This window comes from Marichromatium purpuratum 984, from assembly GCF_000224005.2.
Classification (GTDB): Bacteria; Pseudomonadota; Gammaproteobacteria; order Chromatiales; family Chromatiaceae; genus Marichromatium; species Marichromatium purpuratum.
In genome coordinates this window covers 2238024-2262065 of sequence record NZ_CP007031.1, presented here as the reverse complement: position 1 = coordinate 2262065, position 24042 = coordinate 2238024, and the positions used below count along the sequence as shown (strand labels likewise).

General features: G+C 70.5%; 16 protein-coding genes. 7 read left to right on the top strand and 9 right to left on the bottom strand.

Annotated features, from left to right (window positions below; genetic code table 11):
- Positions 1-86 precede the first annotated feature (86 nt).
- Together MARPU_RS16725 and MARPU_RS09920 are read right to left on the bottom strand one after the other, a co-directional pair.
- Positions 87-3344, bottom strand: a complete 3258-nt coding sequence (locus MARPU_RS16725) for a response regulator (RefSeq protein WP_005224244.1) — start codon at positions 3342-3344, stop codon at positions 87-89.
- A 463-nt stretch (positions 3345-3807) separates the two neighbouring features.
- Positions 3808-5817, bottom strand: a complete 2010-nt coding sequence (locus tag MARPU_RS09920) for an acetoacetate--CoA ligase (protein ID WP_005224243.1) — start codon at positions 5815-5817, stop codon at positions 3808-3810.
- A gap of 163 nt (positions 5818-5980) precedes the next feature.
- Between MARPU_RS09920 and MARPU_RS09915 the strand changes: the two genes are divergently transcribed.
- Entirely contained in the window at positions 5981-7243 is a 1263-nt protein-coding gene (locus tag MARPU_RS09915) for a hypothetical protein (protein ID WP_005224242.1), read from the top strand.
- Between the two features lie 84 nt (positions 7244-7327).
- Positions 7328-8167 carry a class I SAM-dependent methyltransferase gene (locus MARPU_RS09910; RefSeq protein ID WP_005224241.1) on the top strand — a complete coding sequence of 280 codons (840 nt, stop codon included), beginning with the start codon at positions 7328-7330 and terminating at the stop codon, positions 8165-8167.
- Positions 8168-8180: 13 nt separating this feature from the next.
- Here the strand turns inward: MARPU_RS09910 and MARPU_RS09905 are convergent, their stop codons facing one another.
- The 7 genes from MARPU_RS09905 to MARPU_RS09875 form a co-directional block, all read right to left on the bottom strand.
- The gene (locus tag MARPU_RS09905) at positions 8181-9071 is read right to left on the bottom strand and encodes a hydroxymethylglutaryl-CoA lyase (RefSeq protein ID WP_005224240.1); all 891 of its coding nucleotides are present in this window, start codon (positions 9069-9071) and stop codon (positions 8181-8183) included.
- Entirely contained in the window at positions 9068-9541 is a 474-nt protein-coding gene (locus MARPU_RS09900; protein WP_005224239.1) for a MaoC family dehydratase, read from the bottom strand. The genes MARPU_RS09905 and MARPU_RS09900 overlap by 4 nt, the downstream gene beginning before the upstream one ends.
- A gap of 64 nt (positions 9542-9605) precedes the next feature.
- On the bottom strand, positions 9606-11618 hold the full coding sequence (locus MARPU_RS09895) for an acetyl-CoA carboxylase biotin carboxylase subunit (RefSeq protein ID WP_005224238.1): 2013 nt from the start codon (positions 11616-11618) through the stop codon (positions 9606-9608).
- A gap of 29 nt (positions 11619-11647) precedes the next feature.
- The gene (locus MARPU_RS09890) at positions 11648-12448 is read right to left on the bottom strand and encodes an enoyl-CoA hydratase-related protein (RefSeq protein ID WP_005224237.1); all 801 of its coding nucleotides are present in this window, start codon (positions 12446-12448) and stop codon (positions 11648-11650) included.
- A gap of 25 nt (positions 12449-12473) precedes the next feature.
- Positions 12474-14081, bottom strand: a complete 1608-nt coding sequence (locus MARPU_RS09885; RefSeq protein WP_005224236.1) for a carboxyl transferase domain-containing protein — start codon at positions 14079-14081, stop codon at positions 12474-12476.
- A gap of 84 nt (positions 14082-14165) precedes the next feature.
- On the bottom strand, positions 14166-15329 hold the full coding sequence (locus MARPU_RS09880; RefSeq protein WP_025275263.1) for an isovaleryl-CoA dehydrogenase: 1164 nt from the start codon (positions 15327-15329) through the stop codon (positions 14166-14168).
- A gap of 1279 nt (positions 15330-16608) precedes the next feature.
- The gene (locus tag MARPU_RS09875; protein ID WP_005224234.1) at positions 16609-17058 is read right to left on the bottom strand and encodes a MerR family transcriptional regulator; all 450 of its coding nucleotides are present in this window, start codon (positions 17056-17058) and stop codon (positions 16609-16611) included.
- A gap of 287 nt (positions 17059-17345) precedes the next feature.
- Between MARPU_RS09875 and MARPU_RS09870 the strand changes: the two genes are divergently transcribed.
- The 5 genes from MARPU_RS09870 (at position 17346) to MARPU_RS09850 (ending at position 24008) form a co-directional block, all read left to right on the top strand.
- The gene (locus tag MARPU_RS09870) at positions 17346-19034 is read left to right on the top strand and encodes an AMP-binding protein (protein WP_005224233.1); all 1689 of its coding nucleotides are present in this window, start codon (positions 17346-17348) and stop codon (positions 19032-19034) included.
- Positions 19035-19264: 230 nt separating this feature from the next.
- Complete coding sequence (locus MARPU_RS09865; RefSeq protein WP_025275262.1) at positions 19265-20071, top strand: ABC transporter ATP-binding protein; 807 nt, start codon at positions 19265-19267, stop codon at positions 20069-20071.
- On the top strand, positions 20061-22040 hold the full coding sequence (locus tag MARPU_RS09860) for an AMP-dependent synthetase/ligase (RefSeq protein ID WP_005224231.1): 1980 nt from the start codon (positions 20061-20063) through the stop codon (positions 22038-22040). The genes MARPU_RS09865 and MARPU_RS09860 overlap by 11 nt, the downstream gene beginning before the upstream one ends.
- Before the next feature lie 2 nt (positions 22041-22042).
- Positions 22043-22930 carry a branched-chain amino acid ABC transporter permease gene (locus MARPU_RS09855; RefSeq protein ID WP_005224230.1) on the top strand — a complete coding sequence of 296 codons (888 nt, stop codon included), beginning with the start codon at positions 22043-22045 and terminating at the stop codon, positions 22928-22930.
- Positions 22931-22934: 4 nt separating this feature from the next.
- On the top strand, positions 22935-24008 hold the full coding sequence (locus MARPU_RS09850; protein WP_005224229.1) for a branched-chain amino acid ABC transporter permease: 1074 nt from the start codon (positions 22935-22937) through the stop codon (positions 24006-24008).
- Positions 24009-24042 lie beyond the last annotated feature (34 nt).

The following is a 24042-nucleotide window of genomic DNA, read 5'->3' as shown; positions in this document are numbered from 1 at the left end:
CGCTGGCGCGAGGCGAACCTCGGCGTGCTGACCGCGTCACCGTGTGTGCTGCCGGTGTCGGCGCACCGGGCGCGGCAGGTGCTCGCTCAAGACATGCCCGTCGACGATGGTGTCGTGGCGGGGATGGTGTTCGGCTGTTCCGGCGTGGCGCTAGGGTCGGGGGCGTAGCGAGCGATGGAGTCGAGCGCGGTGGCGAGGGCGCTCTGCAGCGCTGCCGTCGCCGCTGTGTGCGCATGGTCGTCCGCGTCCTGCTCCTCGACCTCGGCGGCGCGCGCGGCGACCTCGGCGAGTCCGAGGTTCGCGGCGATGCCGCGGAGCTTGTGCGCCGTCTGCCGCGCTACCTCCGGCTCGGCCTCGGCGATGCGTTGGGCGGTGTCGCCGTGCTCGCGGGCGAAGGCGCGCAGATAGCGCCGATAGGTGTCGGAGTCCTTCCAGACGGCCAGGCTGGAGTCGACCGTCAAGCCCGGTAGGCTCGGGCCGTGGTCGGCCGGGTTCGGTTCCATATCGATCTCGTGCGCCGTATCGTCGTCGGCCCGGCGTACCGCATCCGGGGGCGCCAGGCGCAGGATGACGGCTACCACCTCTTCGACATCGAATGGCTTGCCGATGAAACCGTCCATCCCTGCCGTTCGGGCCGCGTGCTGCTGCGTATGCATGGTACCTGCGGTGATCGCGACCACGGGTAGTTGCGACAGGGTCGGGTTGCGGCGGATACGTCGGGTGGCCTCGTGCCCGTCCATGTGTGGCATCTGTACGTCCATCAGCACCAGATCGACCGCCTCGGGGTGGGCGGCGAGCCGATCGAGCGCCTGCTGGCCCTCGTCGGCGAGACTGATCTGCGCGCCCTCGTCGGCGAGGATGCGTTGGGCGACCTCACGGTTGGTCTGGCTGTCGTCGACGACCAGCAGCCTTAGCCCGGCGAGTCGGCGCGCTCGGGTCGGCGTGTCACGCGAGGCGTCGGGCGTGCCGAGGCGCCGCGCACGCGTTCGCGCGACGGTGTCGTACAGTGCCGAGGGCGCGAGTGGCTCGACCAGCACCGCCTCGACCAGTTCGGCGTCCGGTTCTGCCCGTGTCTGTTCGGTGGGGTGCGTGGTGAGCGCGAACAGCAACGGTCGGCGCGCCTCGGGTAGGGCCGCGTGGATCGCCCGCGCGGTGGCGGCTCCGCGGCGCGTGGGCGCTCGCCAGTCGAGCAGTACGGCGGTCTCCGGGCCCTGCAGTGTCGGGTCGTCGCGGAGCCAGTGCAGCGCAGTTTCGGCGGAGTCCGTCGCGCGCCCCGTCCACCCTAGGGCGGCGGTCGTTGCCAACAGGCCGTCGCGCACGCAAGGCGGTTGGGCGATGAGCAGCAGCCGTGTCCGTAGTGGCGCGCGCTCGGGTAAGGTGTCGGCCGCCAGGCGCGAGAAGGAGAGTTCAAACCAGAAGGTGCTGCCGACGCCGGGCCGGCTCTCCAGCCCCATGCGCCCACCCATCAACTCGACCAGTCGGCGCGAGATCACCAGCCCCAGCCCGGAGCCGCCGAAGCGGCGAGTGGTGGAGACGTCGGCCTGGCCGAAGGGTTGGAACAGGCGTGTCCGAGTCGCGAGATCGATGCCGATCCCGGTGTCCTTGACGCTGAAGCGCAGCCAGACCCGGGTGTCGGTGGTCTCGATCGGGTCGACACGGACCTCGACCGATCCCGAATCGGTGAACTTGATGGCGTTGTTGGCGAGATTGGTCAGCACCTGACCGAGTCGCAGCGCGTCGCCACACAACGGCCACTCGCTGCACGACGGCGGGACGATGGCGAGATTGAGCGCCGTGCGCTTGGTGGTGGCGGTCATGAGGGTGGCGAGGTTGTCCAGCACCGTCGTCAGCCGGAACGGCGCCTGCTCGATCTCGATCTTGCCCGATTCGATCCTGGAGACGTCGAGGACGTCGTTGAGGATCGCCAGCAGGCTGCGGCCGGAGCGATGGATCTTGTGTGCCAAGTCGCGTGCCTCACCCGGCAACGACTGGTGCTCCAAAAGGTAGGCGAGCCCGAGCACGGCGTTCAACGGGGTGCGGATCTCGTGACTCATGTTGGCGAGGAAGATCGATTTCGCCTGGGTGGCGGCCTCGGCCTGTTCCTTGGCCTGGGTGAGTTCGCGGGTACGCGCGTCGACCAGTTGCTCCAACTGGGTCTGGTGCGCGCGCAGCTCCGCTTCCAACCGGGTGCGTTCGGTGATGTCGCGGATCACGCTGATCAAGGTCTCGGTCTCGCCGATCGGCGCCCCTTGGGAACTGACCTCCACCGGGAAGACGTGGCCGTCGCGGCGGCGGTGTGCAGTCTCGAACAATAGTCCGCGGGCGTGGGCCTTGGCCATCTGTGTGGGGATGATCGAGTGGGTGGTGGAGGCGCGCAGGTCGTGGATGGTCAGTCGTAGCAGTTCGTCTCGGGAGTAGCCGTAGGCCTTCACCGCGGCCTCGTTGACCTCCAGCAAGCGACCGTCGACGCGGCGCATGAAGAGGATGATGTCGCGACTGTGGCGGGCGAGCAGTTCAAAGTGACCAAGCATCTCCTCGGCACGCGCGTGACGCTCGACCTCGGCGCCGCGCTCGGCGGCGAGCCGCCGGGCCGCGTGTGCCTGCTCCAGCGCGCGGGTGAGCACCACCGTCATGCTGAGGCCGGCCACCAGCACGGTGGTCGCCACCGGGTCGACGCCGGCGGTGGCGTGACGCGCGACCAGGGTTTGCCACAACACCAGGGTGAGGGCCGCGGGTGCAACGGCGCCGAGCACCGTCGTCCGCCCCCGCGCCGCGTCCCCGCGCAGTCCGAGCAAGCTGGCGCCACCGGCGCCGAGCAGCAGGAAGGCGCAGGCTGCGTACGGCGCCATGTGCGCGGCCCGGAGGTGTGCTGGGTCGAGTCCGCGGCTGAGGAGAGCGAAGGCGCCGAGCCCGGAGAGCGCGCCGGCGCACACCCCGGCGAGCAACTGCCTCCAGGGTGGTCCGGCGTCGCTCGGTGGCAGCACCACGAGTGCGCAGAGGAGCAGGGCGAGCGCGGCGTCCGGCGGTGGGGCGGCGGCGCCGGGCTCGACCCCCAGGGCATGACCGAGCAGTGTCAGGACACCGACCAGGCCGACCAGGACGGCGGAGGTTGAGGGAGTGCGCTGGCGTCCGTCGGCCGCTGCCCACAGTGCCAGGCCACAGAGCAACACTCCCAGCGCGGTGCCCGGGCGCATCGTCTCCGCTGGTGCCGGCAATGCTGGCGCGCCGGGTGGGTGGGGCAGCCAGCCGAGGACCGCCGTCGCCCCCAGCACGACCACCAGGAGCGCGGCCGCTCGCGCCACGAGCCCCGGGAGCGGTGAGGCGATGGGCTCGGGTCGTGGCATGAACGGGTCTCCACTGTCGGTCTGCCCGGTGTGGCGCCCGATGTGGGTCGAGGTCGTCGGGCCGGACGTGATGGTCATCGTGCGTCGCCGGTCCGTGGCCGCTCTGCGGTGGTGCGTGGGCAGCCCGCCGGTGGGCACGGAGAGCAGGAGCGGTGTCGTCTGGGGGAGGGGGGAGAGTCCCCGTCACGCCAAGGGCGGCGATGACCGCCGCCCGCCGTCGCCGTCTCCCCCTCGTCGGCGGGGTGAGCGATAGGTGATGGTCGAGGGAGAGGTAAACAAGCGGAGCGCGTCACGGTTTGGTACTGCCACGATCGGATTGTCCTGGGCGGAGTCGTCAGACGCGTCGTCCGTTCGCGCGGGCGGGCCATGCAATGACCGCGCGCGGATAGTACTGGTGGTGGCAGCGGTGCGCCAGTCGTCTGGCGGCATCGTGCACGATGCGTCGTACCCGATGCCGCCGGGCTCAGGAGGTGGTCGCCGGCGTCGCGCGTGGACGTGGAGGGGCGGCGGCGAGCACCGCGGCGATCTCGGCGAGCGCTTCGGGGTTGGCCAGGGCGTGGGCGTTGTCGTCGCCCGTCTCTCCCCGCAGCATGCGCGCGACCGCCAGCTCCACCTTCTTGCCGCTGCGGGTGTAGGGCACCTGAGAGACGGCGAGGATGCGCGCCGGGACGTGACGCGGGCTGGCGTTGGCGCGGATGCGCTGGCGGATGGTCTGGATCATCGCGGCGTCGAGCGCGTGACCCTCGGCCATCACCACCAGCAACAGCACCTCGACGTCGCCGTCGGGCAGGGGGGCGCCGACCACCAGGCTGTCGGCGATCTCGGGCAGGGTCTCGACCTGGCGATAAAGCTCGGCGGTGCCGATACGCACCCCGCCGGGGTTGAGGGTGGCGTCGGCGCGACCGTGGATGATGGCGCCGCCGTGCGCGGTGAACTCGACGAAATCACCGTGCGCCCAGACCCCGGGGAAGCGGCTGAAATAGGCCTCGCGATAGCGGCTGCCGTCGGCGTCGTCCCAGAACCCCACCGGCATGCACGGCAGTGGGCTGAGACAGACCAGCTCGCCGCGCGCGCCCTCGGTGTCGCGCCCCTCGGGGTCGAAGGCGCGTACGTCGACGCCGAGCAGCCGACAGGGGATCTCGCCGCGGCGTACCGCCACCAGCGGGCTGCCGCCGACGAAGCAGCCGCAGATATCGGTGCCGCCGGAGATCGAGCTGAGCATCAGCTCGCGCCCGAGTGCCTCGTAGACCCAGTCGTAGTCCTCGGCAAGCAGCGGCGAGCCGGTGGAGAAGAGCACGCGCAGCGCCGCGAGATCGTGCTCGGCGCCCGGGGTCAGCCCCTGTTTGCGACAGTTGCCGAGATACTTGGCGCTGGTGCCGAAGTGGCTCACCCGCTCCTGTGCCAGCAGTGCCCACAGCCGCTCGAGCGAGGGCTGCGCCGGCGAGCCGTCGTAGAGCACCAGCCGCGCCCCGGTGAGCAGCGCCGAGGCCATCCAGTTCCACATCATCCAGCCGGTGGTGGTGAAGTAGCAGAGGCTGTCGCCGGGGCCGAGGTCGGCGTGCAGCAGCAGCTCCTTGCTGTGGTTGAGCAGCATCCCCGCGGCGCCGTGGACGATGCACTTGGGCACCCCGGTGGTGCCCGAGGAGTAGAGGATGTAGACCGGGTGGTCAGGCGGCAGCTGGACGAACTCGGGGAGGGCGCCGGCGTGCGCGGCCAGGGCCTGCTCCCAGGGGACGAAGACCGGGTCGTCGGGGTGCGCGCTCCCGGGCAGCAGGGCGATCGAGAGCACCCGCTCCAGCCTCGGCAGCGCCGCGGCGAGGGCGCGGTTCTGCGCGCCGCGGTCGTGGTCGCGGCCCTGATAGCGGTAGCCGGTGACCGTCAGCAGCACCTTGGGGCGGATCTGGCCGAAGCGATCGAGGATCGCGGCGGTGCCGAAGTCCGGCGAGGCCGAACTCCAGATCGCCCCCAGCCCGGTGGTGGCGAGCATCGCCACCAGCGCCTCGTGGGTGTTGGCGACCACCCCGGCGACCCGGTCGCCGACGCCGACGCCCTGGGCGCGCAGCCAGCCCTGCAGGGCGCCGACCTGGGCGAGCAGGGCGCCGCGCCCGAGCCGCACGGTCGCGCGCGATTCGCCGACCTCGGTCACGCACTCCTGGCTATCGGGGTGGCGCAGGGCGTGACGCAGCAGGTTCTCGGCGAAATTGAGCCGCGCGCCCTCGAACCAGCCGCGCGGCGGCAGCCCGGGGTCGGCCAGCACCCGGGTGTAGCCGCGCGAGGCGATCACCCCGGTGAAACGCCACAGGCTCTCCCAGAACGCCTCGGTCTGGGTGATCGACCACTGGTGCAGTGCCCCATAGTCGCTGAAGCTGCCGTAGCCCTCGCGCGCGAGCCAGTCGCGATAGCGCGCCATGGTGCTGTCGTTGAGCGCATGCGCATCCGGTTGCCAGAGGATCTCCGCCCGTTCCGTCGTCATTGCCTCGACCTCCCTGTAGGATCATCGATCGCGAGTATTAACGTTTACGTTAACAAGATCAATAGTTGACGTTAGCGTAAACGTAATTTAGCGTGTGCGCCGTCCGTGGACACAGCCACGGACCACGATAAGCACAACGAGAGAGATTGCAGGAGGCATCCGAATGGGCATCAGACCCGCCAGACTCGCCGCGTTGCTCGGCCTATTGGCCGCGCCCGCCGCACAGGCCATCGAGCGTGCCGTCGAATACGACTTCAGCGGTGACTTCGACGTCCGCACCTTCAACCGCGATCCCGGCGTCGGCGACACCCAGAGCGGCTTCGAGCAGCGGCTGCGGCTGCGCGGCAGCCTCACCCTCGACGACCGGGTGAGCCTCCATGCCGGGGTCAACCTCACCAACGACACCTGGCGCGGTGACGAGTCCGCCAAGGCGGTCGAGGACGAGGAGCCCTTCACCATCGGGCGTACCCACCGCACCGTCACCTTCGACTACGGCTATGTCGAGTTGCCCTTCGACGACTGGACGCTGCGCGTCGGCCGCCAGATCGCCAACTGGAACTTCGACATGACCGTCTCCGACGACCGCCGTGACCGCATCATGCTGCTTGGGCCGGTGGGCGAGGACATCACCTTCATCCTCGGCGGCGACCAGCGCCAGAACACCACCTACGACGACCGGCTCGACGACGGCTATCTGGTCTTCTCCGGGTTCGTCGGCAAGACCGCCGGCTGGTCCTGGGGCGCGCTGCTCGGCCACTACATCGGCGACGACGAGCGCGCCTTCGACGGCAGCTACCAGCCCGGTTATTTCTACACTCCGCGCAGCGGCACCCTGGTCTCGCCCTGGGCCCAGGGCATGCTCGGCCCGGTCGAGATCACCACCGGCGCGCACTATCTCGGCGGCGGCGATGCGATCTTTACCAACAACACCTTCGCTGGTTTCCTGCGCGGCGGCTATCAGGTCACGCCCGAGCTGTTGTTCGAGGCCCAGGGCTTCTTCAACCTCGGCGGCTCGCTGATCGAGCCCGGCTTCGACAGCTTCTCCAGCCTGATCCACAACAGCCCGCGTCACGACGCCTCGGCCACCCGCATCCCGGCGCTCGATCTGACCGGCGTGGGCAAGGGCGATCGCGAACTCGGCGGCATCGACCAGGACTTCGACCGCTATCTGCTGGCGCTGCGCGGCAGCTACAGCCCGACCGACAAGTGGCGGCTGCAGCTGGCCGGGGGCTGGGTGCGCTACGATGGCCTGACCCGTGATCTCGACGAGGCCGAGGACGTGGTCTTCGGCGACGTCCAGCTGAGCTACCAGGTCACCCGCTCGACCCGGATCTGGGGCAGCTACGGCTATGCCGCGACCTCGGACCTGATCCCTGGGGTGGACAGCGTCGATGCGTTGAGCCTCAATCTACGGACCGAGTTCTGAGTGTGTCCCCGGCCCCGCCCGCGCGGGGTCGGGGGAGGCGTCCGCCCCGCCCCTGGCCGGGGTGTTCATGGAGGAGCAGGATTCATGTCCCAATCGACCTATGCCCGTTCGCTCGCGGCGCGCTATGCGCCGGAGGATCTGCAACAACGGCTGCGTGCGGCGCTGTGCGAGGAGGCGCTCGACCCCGACCGGCTCGACTGCGACGACATCGCCGCCATTGACCAGCTCCACGTCGGCGGGCGCGAGGCCAGTCGCCGGCTGCTCGAGCGCGCCGGGGTCGAGCCCGGCGCGCGGGTGCTCGACCTCGGTTGCGGCACCGGCGGCAGTGCCCGGCTGCTGATGGCCGAGTACGGCCTGCAGGTGACCGGGATCGACCTCACCGCCGGCTTCGTCGGGGTCGCCGGCTGGCTCACCCGCGCCACCGGCATGGTCGCGGCGGGCGACTTCGTCTGCGGCGACGCCCAGCGCCTGCCGTTTACCGAGGGCGCCTTCGATCTGATCTGGGCGCAGCACGTGCTGCTCAACGTCCCCGACATGATGCGGGTGCTGCTCGAGGCGCAGCGGGTACTGCGCCCCGGTGGGCGCATCCTGGTCCACGAGGTGGTCGCCGGCGGTGCCGAGGACGCGCTGCGCTTCCCGGTGCCCTGGGCCGACAGCCCGCGCCACAGCCATCTGCTCGAACGCGAGGCGCTGATCGAGCGCTTCACCGGCCACGGCTTCCGCGCCGCGTTCGTCGACGACATCACCGCCGACGGGCTGCGCTGGCGCCAGAAGCACAGCGCGCGCGAGCGCCGTGACGGCGGCGCCGTGCTGGGACCGGCGCTGATCTTCGGCGAGGGCTTCGGCACCATGGCGAGCAACCTGATGGAGAACCTCGCCGCCGACCGCATCCGCATCCTCCAGGCCGGGTTCGTGCGGCGCTGAGCCGCCCGCGGCCTCAGTCGGCGGGGGCGAGGGCGCGCGCCAGGCGCGAGGGCGGGCGCCCGAGCCGCTCGCCGATCCAGCGTGCGGTCTCGACCAGCGCGGGGAGATCGACCCCGGTGTCGAAGCCGAGCCCGTGGAGCATGTAGACCACCTCCTCGGTGGCGACGTTGCCCGAGGCGCCGCGCGCGTAGGGACAACCGCCGAGCCCGGCGACCGAGGCGTCGACGGTGCGTACCCCGGCCTCGATCACCGCGTGGAGGTTGGCCAGCGCCTGACCGTAGGTGTCGTGGAAGTGCGCCGCGAGCCGTGCCATCGGCACCCGCTCGGCCACCGTCTCGACCATCGCCCGCGCCTGTCCCGGGGTGCCGGTGCCGATGGTGTCGCCGAGCGAGATCTCGGCACAGCCGAGCGCGGCCAGCCGCTCGGCCACCCGCGCCACCGCCGTCGGCGCGATCGCGCCCTCGTAGGGGCAGCCGAGGGCGCAGGAGACATAGCCGCGCACCGGGATGTCGCGCGCGCCGGCGCGTTCGATCACCGGGGCGAAGCGCGCCAGGCTCTCGTCGATGCCGCAGTTGATGTTGCGCCGGGTGAAGGACTCGGAGGCGGCGGTGAACACCGCGATCTCGCGCGCCCCGGCCTCGAGCGCGCGCTCCAGCCCCTGGAGGTTGGGCACCAGCACCGGGTAGTGCATGCCCGGCGTCTGTTCGAGCGCGGCCAGCAGCTCGGCATGATCGGCCATCTGCGGCACCCAGCGCGGCGAGACGAAGGCGGTCGGTTCGATCCAGCGCAGCCCGGCGGCGGCGAGCCGCGCGATCAGCTCCAGCTTGACTGCGGTCGCGACCGCCGTGGGCTCGTTCTGCAGCCCGTCGCGCGGGCCGACCTCGACCACGCGTACCCGGCTCATGCCGCCGCCTCCGTGCCGCGGGCACGCACCAGGATGCTCGGGCAGACCTCGAGCACCGCCTCGTCGTGCTGGTTGAAGGCGCGCCAGCGCACCCGGATCACCCCCCAGCCGGGACGCGAGCGCGACGGGGTGTTCTCCAGCACCTCGATCTCCAGACGGATGGCGTCGCCCGGTCGCACCGCCTTGATGAAGCGGATGCCCTCGGCGCCGAGACCGATCTGGCCCTCGGCCAGGCGCATCGGCGAGCGGATCGCCAGCCCGGTCATCACCGCGATGGTGTGCCAGCCGCTGGCCACCAGCCCGTCGAAGAAGGTGTGACGCGCCGCCTCCGGGTCGGTGTGATAGGGCTGGGGGTCGAACTCGCGACCGAAGCGGATGATCTCCGTTTCGGTCAGGGTCACCGCCGCATCGTTGCGAAAGCGGGTGCCCGGGGGCAGGTCCTCCAGGTAATAGGTCGCGTCTTGTTCCATCGATACTGACTCCCTCGGATTGATAGCGCGCGCGGTGACGCACGCCGCTGTCGCCGGGGCCGGCTCAGGCGGTCGCCGGCTCGCCGATCACCACCAGCTCGCTGCCCTCGGCGACCTGATCGCCCTCGCCATAGTGCACCGTCTCGACCACGCCGGCGGCACTGGCGCGGATCACCGTCTCCATCTTCATCGCCTCGAGCACCAGCAGCGCGTCGCCCTCGTCGACGCGCTCGCCGGGGCGGACGTGGACGGCGACGACGATGCCCGGCATCGGCGCGACCAGACGATTCTCCTCGTGGGCGTCGTCCATGCCGGCGGCGAGCGGATTGTGGATTACCAGGGTGCGGGTCTCACCGGCCATCGCCACGGTCAGCTCGGCGCCGTCCTGCAGTACCCGCGCCTCGCGCTGGACCCCGTCGACGCGCAGCCGGATGTGACCCTCGGCGTCGAGCTGGCCGTCGACCGCGAGGGTCTCGCGCGGGGTCTCGAGCCGGAAGCCGTCGTCGCGATAGTGGGCGACCACGGTCAGGGTCTCGGCGCGCAGCGGGTCGATGAAGTGCAGGGTGCGGTGACAGTCGGTGTTGAGCCGCCAGCCGGAGGTGGCGTGCCAGGGCGAGTGGGGGTCGCTGGAGTCGGCCGCGCGGGCGCGCGCCTCGCGTTCGACGCCGAGCAGCTGGTGCAGGGTGGCGGCGGCGAGCATGCGACAGTCGGGGGCCGTCGGCGCGGCGAGCAGGGTGTCGCGGTGTTGCTCGATGAAGCCGGTGTCGAGTTGCGCTGCGGCGAAGGCCGGGTGCGCGGCGAGGCGCCCGAGCAGCCCGAGGTTGGTGCTGACCCCGACCACCACGAAGCCCTCGAGCGCCTGGCGCAGCCGCGCCAGCGCGCGCGCGCGGTCGCGGTCGTGGACGATCAGCTTGGCGATCATGGGGTCGTAGTGCACCGAGATGGTGTCGCCGGCGCGCACCCCGCTGTCGATGCGCACATGCGCGTCGGGCGGCGGCGTGAGCAGGTGGTGCAGGGTGCCGGTGGCGGGCATGAAGTCGCGCGCCGGGTCCTCGGCATAGACCCGCACCTCGAAGGCGTGACCCGCGATCGTCAGCTCCGACTGGCGTCGCGGCAGCGGCTCGCCGGCGGCGACGGCCAGTTGCCAGGCGACCAGGTCGGTGCCGGTGATCGCCTCGGTGACCGGGTGCTCGACCTGCAGCCGGGTGTTCATCTCCATGAAGTAGCAGCGGCCCTCGGCGTCCATGATGAACTCCACGGTGCCGGCCCCGACATAGTCGATGGCGCGCGCCGCGGCGATCGCCGTCTCGCCGAGGTGCTGGCGCGCGCGTGCGTCGAGCCCGGGGGCCGGGGCCTCCTCGATCACCTTCTGGTGACGGCGCTGGATCGAGCAGTCGCGCTCGAACAGGTGCACCACCTCGCCGTGGCTGTCGGCGAACACCTGGACCTCGACGTGACGCGGCGTGAGCAGGTACTTCTCGATCAGCACCCGGTCGTCGCCGAAGGCCGAGCGCGCCTCGCGCCGGGCGGCGTCCAGCGCCTCGGCGAGGTCGGCCGGGGCGTCGACCCGGCGCATGCCCTTGCCGCCGCCACCGGCCGTGGCCTTGATCAGCACCGGATAGCCGATCTCCGCGGCCGCCGCGGCGAGGCGCTCGGGCGATTGGTCGTCGCCGTGGTAGCCGGGCACCACCGGCACCCCGGCCTCGATCATGATCGCCTTGGCCGCCTGCTTCGAGCCCATCGCCTCGATTGCCGCCGGCGGTGGACCGATGAACACCAGCCCGGCCTCGGCGCAGGCGCGGGCGAAGGCGGCGTTCTCGGCGAGGAAGCCGTAGCCGGGGTGGATCGCCTCGGCGCCGGCGCGGCGCGCCACCTCGATGATGCGCGCGCCGTCGAGATAGCTCTCGCGCGCCGGTGCCGCGCCGATCGGCCAGGCCTCGTCGCACAGCGCGACGTGGCGTGCGGCGGCGTCGGCGGTGGAATGGACGGCGACGGTGCGCACCCCGAGCGCGCGGCAGGTGCGGGCGATGCGGCAGGCGATCTCGCCGCGATTGGCGATCAGGATCTTGTCGAACATGTGCGATTCCCTGCGTGGTTGGACGGGGCTCAGCCGGTGGGCGTCGCGCGCCAGTGCGGCGCGCGCTTGTCGAGGAAGGCGCCGAGGCCCTCCTGCGCCTCGGCGCCGACACGGATGCGGGCGATGCGGCGTGCCGTCTCCTCGACCAGCTCGGGACCGATCGGCTGGCCGTGCACGCGCCGGATCAGCGTCTTGGCCGCGGCCATCGCCTCGGGGCCGTTGGCGGCGAGCGCGGCGGTGATCGCGGCGATGCGCGCATCGAGCGCGGCGAGGTCCGGGCTGATGCCGTGGAGCAGGCCGATGCGCTCGGCCTCGGCGGCGTCGAAGCGCTCGGCGGTGAGCATGTAGCGGCTGGCCTGACGTGGCCCGATGGCGGCGATCACATAGGGCGCGATCACCGCCGGGATCAGCCCCAGGCGCACCTCGGTGAGGGCGAAGGCGGCGTCGGCGGTGGCGAAGGCCAGGTCGCAGGCGGCCACCAGCCCCAGCCCGCCGCCGATCGCCGCGCCCTGCACCCGGGCGAGGGTCGGCTTGGCGAGTCGGTGGAGGGTCGAGAGCAGCGCGCCGAGGGCGCGGGCGTCGGCCTGGTTGGCGGGCTCGTCGTAGTCGGCCATGCGCCGCATCCAGTCGATGTCGGCACCGGCCGAGAAGCTCGCGCCCTCGCCGCCGAGCACCACGCAACGCACCCGCTGGTCGCGCTCGAGGCCCTGCAGGGTCTCGGTCAGCTCGGCGATCAGGGCGTCGTCGAAGGCGTTGTGACGCTCGGGGCGGGCGAGGCGCAGCTGGGCCACGCCGGCCTCGATGCGCAGGCTGAGTCGGGTCTGTGGCATCGGGGTGGCTCCTGTGGGTGAATGCTCACATGCGGAACAGGCCGAAGCGGGTCTCCTCGATCGGCGCGTTGAGGCTCGCCGAGAGCCCGAGCGCGAGCACCGTGCGGGTGTCGGCGGGGTCGATCACGCCGTCGTCCCACAGTCGCGCGGTGGCGTAGTAGGGGTGGCCCTGGCGCTCGTACTGCTCGAGGATCGGCTGCTTGAACGCCGCCTCCTCGTGCGTCGACCAAGACTCGCCGCGCGTCTCCAGGGTGTCGCGACGTACCTGCGCCATGACGTTGGCCGCCTGCTCGCCGCCCATCACCGAGATGCGCGCGTTGGGCCACATCCACAGCAGTCGCGGCGAGTAGGCGCGCCCGCACATGCCGTAGTTGCCGGCGCCGAAGCTGCCGCCGATGATCACGGTGAACTTGGGCACCCGGGCGCAGGCCACGGCGGTGACCATCTTCGCCCCGGCCTTGGCGATGCCGCCGGACTCGTACTTGCGCCCGACCATGAAGCCGGTGATGTTCTGCAGGAAGATCAGCGGGATGCCGCGCTGGCTGCAGAGTTCGATGAAGTGGGTGCCCTTGAGCGCCGACTCCGAGAACAACACCCCGTTGTTGGCGACGATGCCGACCGGATAGCCGTTGAGGTGGGCGAAGCCGCACACCAGGGTGGTGCCGTAGAGCGCCTTGAACTCGTCGAACTCGGAGCCGTCGACGATGCGCGCGATGACCTCGCGGACGTCGTAGGCGGTGCGGTTGTCGGGCGGGACGATGCCGCCGAGTTCGGCCGGGTCGTGACGCGGCGGGCGGCTGGGGCGGATCTCCAGCGGCATCGGCTTGGTGTGGTTGAGCCGCGCCACGGCGCGGCGCGCCAGCCCCAGAGCGTGGGCGTCGTGGAGGGCGAAGTGGTCGGTCACCCCGGAGGTGCGCGAGTGCACCTCTGCGCCGCCGAGCGCCTCGGCGCTGACCGTCTCGCCGGTGGCCGCCTTCACCAGCGGCGGCCCGGCGAGGAAGATGGTGCCCTGTTCCTTGACGATGATGCTCTCCTCGGCCATCGCCGGCACATAGGCGCCGCCGGCGGTGCACGAGCCCATCACCACCGCGATCTGGGCGATGCCCTGCGCGGACATCACCGCCTGGTTGTAGAAGATCCGCCCGAAGTGGTCGCGATCGGGGAAGACCTCGTCCTGGTTGGGCAGGTTGGCACCGCCGGAGTCGACCAGATAGATGCAGGGCAGGCGGTTGTGTTGGGCGATCTCCTGGGCGCGCAGGTGTTTCTTCAGGGTCAGCGGGTAGTAGGTGCCGCCCTTCACCGTGGCGTCGTTGGCCACGATCATGCACTCGCGCCCGCACACCCGACCGATCCCGGTGATGATCCCGGCCGAGGGCACGGCGTCGTCGTAGAGCCCGAGCGCGGCGAGCTGCGAGAGTTCGAGGAAGGGTGAGCCCGGGTCGACCAGGACCTCGATGCGCTCGCGCGGCAGCAGCTTGCCGCGTTCGAGATGGCGCGCCCGCGCCCGCTCGCTGCCGCCGGCGGCGACCGCGGCGACGCGCGCGCGCAGGTCGGCGACCAGCGCGTCCATCGCCTCGCGGTTGGCGCTGAAGGTCTCCGAACGCGGATCGATCTTGCTCTTGATGACATTCATCGGTTGTCCCTGACCCTGATGCTTCGCGCGTGTCCGACGGCGAGGTCGGGCTGTCCTCCTCGTCCCCGCCGTCCTTCCTCGGCCTCAGGCCGTTTCCCTGAACAGCTCGCGGCCGATCAGCATGCGCCGGATCTCCGAGGTGCCGGCGCCGATCTCGTAGAGCTTGGCGTCGCGCAGCAACCGCCCGGTGGGGTACTCGTTGATGTAGCCGTTGCCGCCGAGACACTGGATTGCGTCGAGCGCCATCGCGGTGGCGCGCTCGGCGCTGTAGAGGATGGCGCCGGCGGCGTCCTTGCGCGTGGTGCGGCCAAGGTCGCAGGCGCGGCCCACGGCATAGACGTAGGCGCGACAGGCGTTGAGGTTGGTGTACATGTCGGCGAGCTTGGCCTGGATCAGTTGGAATTCGCCGATCGGCTGGCCGAACTGCTCGCGCTCGTGGACATAGGGCAGCACCACGTCGAGACAGGCGGCCATGATCCCCAGCGGCCCGCCGGCGAGCACCGCGCGCTCGTAGTCGAGCCCGGACATCAGCACCCGCGACCCGCCGCCCTCGCTGCCGAGTACGTTCTCGACCGGTACCTCGCAGCCCTCGAACACCAGCTCGCAGGTGTTGGAGCCACGCATGCCGAGCTTGTCGAGTTTCTGCGCGGTGGAGAAACCGGGCATGTCGCGCTCGACGATGAAGGCGGTGATGCCGCGCGAGCCGGCCTCGGGGTCGGTTTTGGCGTAGACCACCAGGGTGTCGGCGTCGGGGCCGTTGGTGATCCACATCTTGTTGCCGTCGAGGATGTAGCGATCACCCTCGCGGTGCGCGCGCAGCCGCATGCTGACCACGTCGGAGCCGGCGCCGGGCTCGGACATCGCCAGGGCGCCGACGTGCTCGCCGCTGATCAGCTTGGGCAGGTAGCGGGCCTTCTGCTCGGGGGTGCCGTTGCGCCGGATCTGGTTGACGCAGAGGTTGGAGTGGGCGCCGTAGGAGAGGGCGACCGCGGCCGAGGCGCGCGAGAGTTCCTCCATGGTGACGATATGGGCGAGATAGCTCATGCCGGTGCCGCCATCGTCCTCGTCGACGGTGAGACCGAGCAGCCCGAGGTCGCCGAACTTGCGCCAGAGGTCGGCGGGGAAGGCGTTGTCGTGGTCGATGGCGGCGGCGCGCGGAGCGATCTCGGCGGCGGCGAACTCGGCCACCGCGCTGCGCAACATCTCGACCTCCTCGCCGAGGTCGAAGTCCAGGGTCGGGAACTGCATCATGCGCGTGTCCTCCGTTGACGGATCGGTGCGCCGGGGCCGGTCCTCGACCGGCCTGCGGCGTGGCGGCGCGGGGCGCGCGTCCTCGCTCGCGTCCAGACGCGGTCCGGGCGCATCCCTGCGGTTGAATTGGATGCTAAATTACGTTGACGTAAACGTCAATAGGGGGGAGCGGCCAGCCATCAGCTACCAGTCGCCAGTCGCCAGTCGCCAGTCGGCAGTCGCGACTGGGTGTGGTCTGCGGGGAAGAGTGGGGCTCGGCGGGATCAGGCCGTCATGATTTCACCGGAGCCGCCAGTCGCCAGTCGCCAGTCGCCAGCTGCCAGCGCCGCTGCTACGTGCTCGCGGTTCGAGAGATGTTTGATGGTCTGCGAGGCAGCTGGGTCTCGCTGTTCTGACGGCTGGTGGCTGAGGGCTGGAAGCCATGCCTTGCCCACCAGCGCCGCCGCTACGTGCTCATGGTTCGAGCGGCGCCGATGATCTGCGAGGTGTCCGAGTCCCGCTGACTGGTGGCTGGAAGCTGGTCGCTGGTGGCAGGTAGTCGTGCCTCGACCGCCAGCGCCGTTACTACGTCCTCGCGGTTCGAGCGACGCCCGATGGCCTGCGAAGTGTCCGAATCCCGCTGACTGGCGGCTGGAAGCTGGTCGCTGGTGGCAGGTAGTCGTACCTCGACCGCCAGCGCCGCTACTACGTCCTCGTGGCTCGAGCGGCGCCGATAACCTGCGAGGTGTCCGAATCCCGCTGACTGGCGGCTGGTAGCTGGTAGCTGGTAGCTGGTAGCTGGTCGCTGGAAACCGTGCCTCGACCACCATCGCCGCTACTACGTCCTCGCGGTTCGAGCGGCGCCGATGACCTGCGAGGGTGTCCGAATCACGCTGACTGGAGGCTGGCAGCTGGCAGCTGGCAGCTGGCCGCTAGTCGCTGGAAACCGTGCCTCGACCACCATCGCCGCTACTACGTCCTCGCGGTTCGAGCGGCGCCGATGACCTGCGAGGGTGTCCGAATCCCGCTGACTGGAGGCTGGCAGCTGGCCGCTGGCCGCTGGTCGCTGGTCGCTGGTCGCTGGTCGCTGGTCGCTGGTCGCTGGTCGCTGGTCGCTGGTCGCTGGTCGCTGGTCGCTGGAAACCGTGCCTCGACCACCATCGCCGCTACTACGTCTTCACGGCTCGATCGACGCCCGATGACCTGCGAGGTGTCCGGATCCCGCTGACTGGAGGCTGGCGGCTGACAGCTGGCCGCTGAGCCCTGGCGGCTGGCCGCTGAGCCCTGGCCGCTACCCCTACGACGCCATCCGCTGCGTGTCGCCGCGTTCGCGTTCCTGCTGTTCGAGCAGTTGTTGGCAGTGGGCGTAGGACTGTTCGAGTTCGCGCATGGTCTCCTCCAGGTCCTCGCGTTGCTGGAGCAGGTGCTGGCGCTTCTCCTCGAGCACCGAGAGGTAGTAGCGCAGCTGTTGCGCCTCGCCGTGGGCCTCGTCGTAGAGGTCGAAGGCCTCGCGCATCTCGGCGAGGGTGAAGCCGAGACGCTTGCCGCGCAGGATCAGCTTGAGGCGGGCGCGGTCGCGGCGGCGATAGAGCCGGCGCGTGCCCGAGCGGGTCGGCGAGAGCAGGCCCTGGTCCTCGTAGAAGCGGATGGTGCGGGTGGTGATGTCGAACTCGCGCGCCAGCTCGCCGATGGTGAAGGTGGTGCCGCCGGGTTCCTGTTCCGGGTGCGGATTGGTGGGTGTGCTCATGCGCCGATGACTCCTGCGGTGGATGTGGGGCTTGATTGACGTCGACGTCTTGAGCCCGCTCCGGGCGCTGACTGGGGCGGGCGCGCTGGCCGGTAAGCGATCTATTTTACGCAATCTCCGGGGGACCTCGAATAAGGGACCGGAGGGCCCGGCTCAACCCCGACGGTTGTGCGAGAAAATAGTTGACGTGGACGTAAACGGCAAATAGATTCTATCCCAGCGGCAGGATCCGCATCGAGGCCGAGACGCCCGCCACGCCGTCAGACAACCTTCTCAGGAGGAGCCAGATGGACCAGCTTCGGCGCAGCTATGTGCACGGGACCGCAACGCAGACGCTCCAGGGGGTGACGGTCGGCGACTGTCTGAGACGACTCGCCGAGACCCGGCCCGAGGGGCTGGCGCTGGTCGATCGGGGGCGGGATGCGCGGCTCGACTGGCGCGGGCTCGATGCCCGGGTCGACCGGCTCGCCGCCGGGTTGCTCGAACTCGGCTTCGTCGCCGGCGACCGCATCGCGGTGTGTACCGGCAACCGCATCGAGTGGACCCTGGTGCAGCTGGCCACCGCGCGGCTGGGGATGATCCTGGTGAGCCTCAACCCGGCGCTGCGCCCGGCCGAGCTGGAGCGCGCCCTGGCGCTGGTCGGGGCGCGCGCGCTGGTGGTCGAGCAGCGCATCCGCGAGACCGACTATCCGGCGCTGCTCGCCGAGCTGCTGCCGGAGCTGGCGACGGCCGGTGAGGCGCCACTGGCGGCCCAGGCGCTGCCCGCGCTCGAACGGGTGATCCGTCTCGACGACGAGGCCTGGCCGGGCACCGTCGCCTTCTCCACGCTGCTCGTCGAGCCCGCCCCCGAGACCCTGGAGCGGGTGCGCGCGCTCGCCGCCGCGGTCGACCCCGACGACCCGGTCAACATCCAGTTCAGCAACGCCACCGGCGGCCCGCCGGCCGGCGCCACCCTGACCCATCACAACATCGTCAACAACGGCCTGATGGTGGGGCGTCAGCTCGGACTCGGCGCCGCCGACCGGGTGTGCATCCCGGTGCCGCTCTATCACTGCTTCGGCATGGTGATGGGCAACATGGCCTGTCTGCTGCACGGTAGCGCCATGGTCTATCCGGGGCCGGGGTTCGACCCGCTCGCCACCCTGGAGGCGGTCGCTGCCGAGTCCTGCACCGCGCTCTACGGGGTGCCGGCGATGTTCAAGGCGATGCTCGAGCACCCCCGCGCCGAGACCTTCGACCCCGGCCGACTGCGCACCGGCATCATGGCCGGCGCGCCCTGTCCGCCCGAGACCATGGATCAGGTGAGACGCCGCCTGGGGATGGCCGAGGTGACCATCGCCTACGGCATGACCGAGTCCTCGCCGGTCTCCTTCATGAGCGCCCCGGACGACCCGGTCGAGCGGCGGCTGCAGACGGTCGGGCGCATCGGCCCGCACCTCGAGGCCAAGGTGATCGACGACGCCGGGCGCATCCGCCCGGTCGGCGAGCCCGGCGAGCTGTGCGTGCGCGGCTACAGCCTGATGCGTGGCTACTGGGACGACCCCGAGCTGACCGCGCGGGTGATCGACGAGGCCGGTTGGCTGCACACCGGCGATCTCGCGGTGCTCGACGCCGAGGGCTATTGCCGCATCGTCGGCGGGGTCAAGGACACCATCATCCGCGGCGGCGAGAACATCCACCCCGAGGAGGTCGAGCGCTTCCTCGAGACCCACCCGGCGGTGCGCGCGGCGGTGGTCGTCGGGGTGCCCGACGCGCGCCTCGGCGAGGTGGTGTGCGCCTGCGTCGAGCTGCAGCCGGGCGCGAGCCTCGCGCCCGAGGCGCTGCGCGAGTACTGCAAGGACCAGATCGCCTACTTCAAGGTGCCGCGCTATGTGCGTCTCTATCCGCAGCTGCCGCGCAGCACCGGACGGGCGCTCAAGACCATGCTGCGCGAGCAGAGCATCGCCGCGCTCGGGCGCGCCGAGGAGACCGGCTGATCGCGTGAGCGACGGGCGGCGCCGGGAGGGCGCCGCGGGGCCGGGCACGCGCCCCGGCCCAGTGCACCGGCCACGCCACGGAGGGCGGCGGGCCGGTCTCTCCCCGACCGGGCCGCGCCCGGTCCGATCCGCGAGCCATGACGACGACGCCCGCCGTGCGAGCGGGCGCGCTCCCCTGCACCCATGACAGGGGCGCCGAGACAAACGAGGAGAGCAGGGAGGACACAGGCGTGACGACGACGCGACAGGACCACGATCCCGACGAGGTGATACTCGAATGCGCCGCGGTCAGCCGCTGGTTCGGCGGACTGCAGGCGCTCAAGGGGATCGATTTGCACATCCACCGGGGTGAGATCTTCGGCCTGGTCGGTCCCAACGGCTCGGGCAAGACCACCCTGGTCAACGCCATCACCGGCTTCTATCCGCCGCAGCAGGGCGAGATCCGCTATCGCGGCGAGCGCATCAGCGGGCTCAAGCCCCACCGCATCGCCCGCAAGGGGGTGGCGCGCACCTTCCAGAACGTGGCGCTGTTTCGCGGGCTGAGCGTGCTCGACAACATCCTCCTCGGGCGCCACCTGTTCATGCGCCCGAGCATCCTCGGCGCGGCCTTCTACTGGTGGTGGGCCGAGCGCGAGGAGGTTGCCCACCGGGTGCGGGTCGAGGAGGTGATCGACCTGCTCCAGCTCGAGAGCGTGCGCGACGAGCCGGTCGACGTCATCCCGCTGGGGATGCAAAAGCGCGTCGAGCTGGCGCGCGCGCTCTGTGCCGAGCCCGGTTTCCTGGTGCTCGACGAGCCGATGGCGGGGATGAACCAGGAGGAGAAGGAGTACATGGTGCGCTTCATCCTCGATGCGCGCGACGCCATGGGCACCACCATGCTGCTCATCGAGCACCACATGGACGTGGTCACCGCCATCTGCAACCGCGCGGTGGTGCTCAACAACGGCGAGAAGATCGCCGAGGGACCGACCCGCGAGGCGATCAACGATCCCACCGTGGTCGCGGCCTATATCGGGAGGGTGAAGGATGCAGCCTGAACAGCGCCAGCCGCACGCGATCGGGGACATCGCGCTGCACCCGCACTGGCAGTCCCACGACCATCTCATCCACTGGCTGGTGTACAACGCCGAGCACCACGGTCACGAGGTGGCGCTGCGCGAGCGTCGGCGCGGCATCTGGCAGAGCTACACCTGGCGCCAGTACCTCGACGAGGTGCTGGCGCTGGCCGCCGGGCTTGAGGCCCTGGGGGTCGAGCCCGGCGACCGGGTGCTGGTGATCGGCGACAACCGCCCGGCGCTCTACTTCGGCATGCTCGCGGCCATCGCGCTGCGCGCGCTGCCCTCGCCGGCCTATCCCGACACCCCGCCCGAGGAGCTGCGCGGCCAGCTCGAGACCGAGTCGATCCGTTGCGCCCTGGTCGAGGACCAGGAGCAGGTCGACAAGCTCTTGACGATCCGCGCGGCCGGCTACGGGGCGCTCGATCATATCCTCTACGACGACCCGCGCGGGCTGGAGCAGGCCCCACCGCCGGGCGCCCGGGCGATCGCGGCGCTGAGCGCGCAGGGCCGCGCGCGCTTCAGCGCCGAGCCGGGGTTGCGCGCGGCGCTGCAGGAGCGCACCAGCGTCCACGCCCCGGCGGTGCTGCTGCACTCCTCCGGCACCACCGGGCGGCCCAAGGGCATCCCGCTCAAGCACGGCCACATCATCGCGGCGGTGCGCAATGCCTCGCGCGCCGGTTACTTCCGCGAGGGCGAGGTGCACATGGCCTATCTGCCGATGGCCTGGGTGGGGGACTTCATCTTCTCGGTCGGCGCGGCGATCCTGCTGCGCTTCTGTGTCCACATCCCCGAGCAGCAGGAGACCGCGCTCCACGACCTGCGCGAGATCGCCCCGACGCTCTACTTCGGCTCGCCGCGCGCCTGGTCGAGCATGCTCACCCGCATCCAGGTCGGCATCAAGGAGTCGAGTCCGCTCAAGCGCGCGCTCTATGCCCACTTCATGCCCTTCGCCGAGCGGCTCGAGCGCGATCGCCTGGAGGGCCGACGTCCGGCGCCGTGGCGGCGGCTGTGGCGCGGGGTGGGGGAGGTGCTGATGTTCGGCCCGCTCAAGGACCAGCTCGGGCTGCGGCGGGTGGCGCGCCCCTATACCGCCGGCGACGCCATGGGCGAGGACGTGTTCCTGTTCTTCCGTGCGCTCGGGCTCGACCTGCGCCAGTTCTATGGCCAGACCGAGAACTGCGCGCTGTGCGTGGCCCAGGACCCGGGCTCGGTGAGCCTGCACACCGCCGGGCGGCCCTTCCCCGGGGTGGAGCTGCGCATCAGCGACGAGGGCGAGATCCTGATGCGCGCCGACAACGTCTTCGATGGCTATTTCGACAACCCCGAGGCCACCGCCGAGACCCTGCGCGCGGGCTGGATGCACACCGGCGACGCCGGCCAGCTCGAGGCCGACGGTCAGCTGGTGGTGCTCGGACGGCTCTCCGAGGTGGTCTACACCAACACCGGCGAGCGCTTCATCCCGACCTATATCGAGAACCGGCTGAAGTTCAGCGACTACATCCGCGAGGCCTGCGTGCTCGGGCGCGAGCGCGATTTCCTCGCCGCGCTGGTGGTGATCGACAGCGAGGCGGTGGGGCACTGGGCGCAGATCAACGGCGTGCCCTATACCTCCTTCGCCGATCTGTCGCAGAAGCCCGAGGTCTATGCGCTGGTGCGCGCCGAGGTGGCGCGGGTCAACGCGCTGCTGCCACCGGCGCTGGCGATCCGCAGCTTCGTCAACCTGCACAAGGCGTTCGACCCCGACGACGGCGAGGTCACCCGCACCCGCAAGCTGCGCCGCGACGTCATCGACGCCCACTATGCGCCGATCATCGAGTCGCTCTACGCCGGACGCGACTCGATCGAGTACGAGGCCCGGATCGGTTACGAGACCGGCGCCTCCGGCACCCTCAAGCGTCACCTGGCCATCGCCCGGGTGAACGCCGACCGCATCGCCGAGGAGGCCTGAGCATGGATATCGCATTCCTCATCGAACTGACCATCAACGGCGCCCTGACCGGGCTGATGTACGGCCTGGTCGCACTCGGCATCGTGCTGATCTACAAGTCCTCCGGGGTGCCCAACCTCGCCCAGGGGGCGATGGTGATGATCGCCGCCTATCTGGTGTGGATGGTCGCCGGCTGGCTCGGCGCGCCGGTGGTGGTGGCGCTGCTGGTGGCCGTGCTCGGCATGTTCCTGTTCGGCATGCTCACCGAACGGGTGCTGCTGCGGCGCATGGTCGGGCAGCCGATCATCATGGTGGTGATGCTCACCCTCGGGCTCGAGAGCCTGCTGCGCGGCCTCGGTCCGGGGCTGCTCGGCGCCGCGCCAAAGAGCCTGGATCTCGGCATCGACATGATGCCGATTATCGTCGGCGACGTGTTCATCAACCGCGAGTACCTGATCGGCGGAGCGATCGGCGCGCTGATGATCGGGCTGGCGCTGTTCTTCTTCCGCACCCGCCTCGGCACCAAGCTGCTGGCCGTCTCCGACGATCACGTCTCGAGCTGGTCGGTGGGGATCTCGGTGGAGCGCGCGGTGGCCGTCTCCTGGGGGCTCGCCGGGGTCGCAGCGGTGGCCGCCGGGGTGATGTGGGGCTCGGTGCAGGGCGTCGACTGGAGCCTGACCACGCTGCTCTTCCCGGCGGTGGCGGTGGTCATCCTCGGCGGGCTCGACAGCATCCACGGGGTGCTGGTCGCGGGGCTGGTCGTCGGCATCCTCGGCAGCGTCGTCCCCGGCTATGTCGATCCCCTGGTCGGCGGCGGCACCCGTGACGTGGTGACCTCGCTGATCATCCTGCTCACCATCCTGTTCCGCCCCCACGGCATCTTCGGGCGGGAAGAGATCGAGAGGGTCTGAGATCATGTTCTATCGTCAATCCGGCATCCATCACACCCGCTACGCCGCCACCCGCAAGCTGTGGCCGCTGGCCGCCGACCGCCGCCTGCTCGGTGGGCTGCTCGCCCTGGCGCTGCTCGCGCCGCTGCTGCTGCCCGAGCTGTATCTCAACAGCTATCTCGCGCCCTGGCTGATCTGGACCGCCGCGGCGCTGTCGCTGACCCTGCTGATGGGGATCGCCGGGCAGCTCCACTTCGGCTTCGCCGCGGTGATGGCCATCGGCGCCTACACCAGCATCCATCTCGCCCGCGCTGGCGTGCCCTTCGAGCTGGCGCTGGTCGGTGCGGGGCTGGCCGCGGCGCTGATCGGCTGCGTCTTCGGCGCCGCCGCGCTGCGCGTCAAGGGGCTCTATCTGGTGATGGCGACCCTGGCGATGCAGTACCTGGTCTCCTGGGTGATCATCAACGTCCCGGCGATCTCGGGCGGGGCGCAGGCCACCCTCGCCACCCCCGAGGTGCGACTGCTGTTCATCCCCCTCGACGGCGACACCGCGCTCTACTACACCGCGCTCGGCTGGACGCTGATCTGCACCCTGCTGCTGCTCAACATCAAGCGCAGCAGCGTCGGGCGAGCGCTGGTGGCGGTGCGCGACAAGGACTTCGCCGCCGCCGTGATCGGCGTCGACCCGCTGCGCTACAAGCTGCTGGCCTTCTTCACCAGCTCCTTCCTCGGTGGTGTCAGCGGCGCCATCCTCGCCTTCTGCTACTACCAGGCGGTGACCCCGGAGCAGTTCGGTTTCAACGTCTCCATCCAGCTGGTGGCGATGGTGCTGGTCGGCGGTCTGGGCAGCGTGATCGGGGCCTATCTCGGCGCCGGTTTCATCCTGCTGCTGCCGATCGTGCTCACCAACCTGCTGGCCTGGGTGGCGGGGCTGGAGCTGTTCCCGGTCTCCTTCAACCTCATCGCCCACATCCCGCTGATGGTCTACGGCGCGCTGATCATCGCGGTGATCCTGTTCGAGCCGCTGGGGTTGGCGAAGATCTACGACAACATCCGCAAGTACTTCCTGGTCTGGCCCTTCCGCCACGCCCAGCGCTGATCGAGATCCACGACAACGACAAGACAAGGAGGAC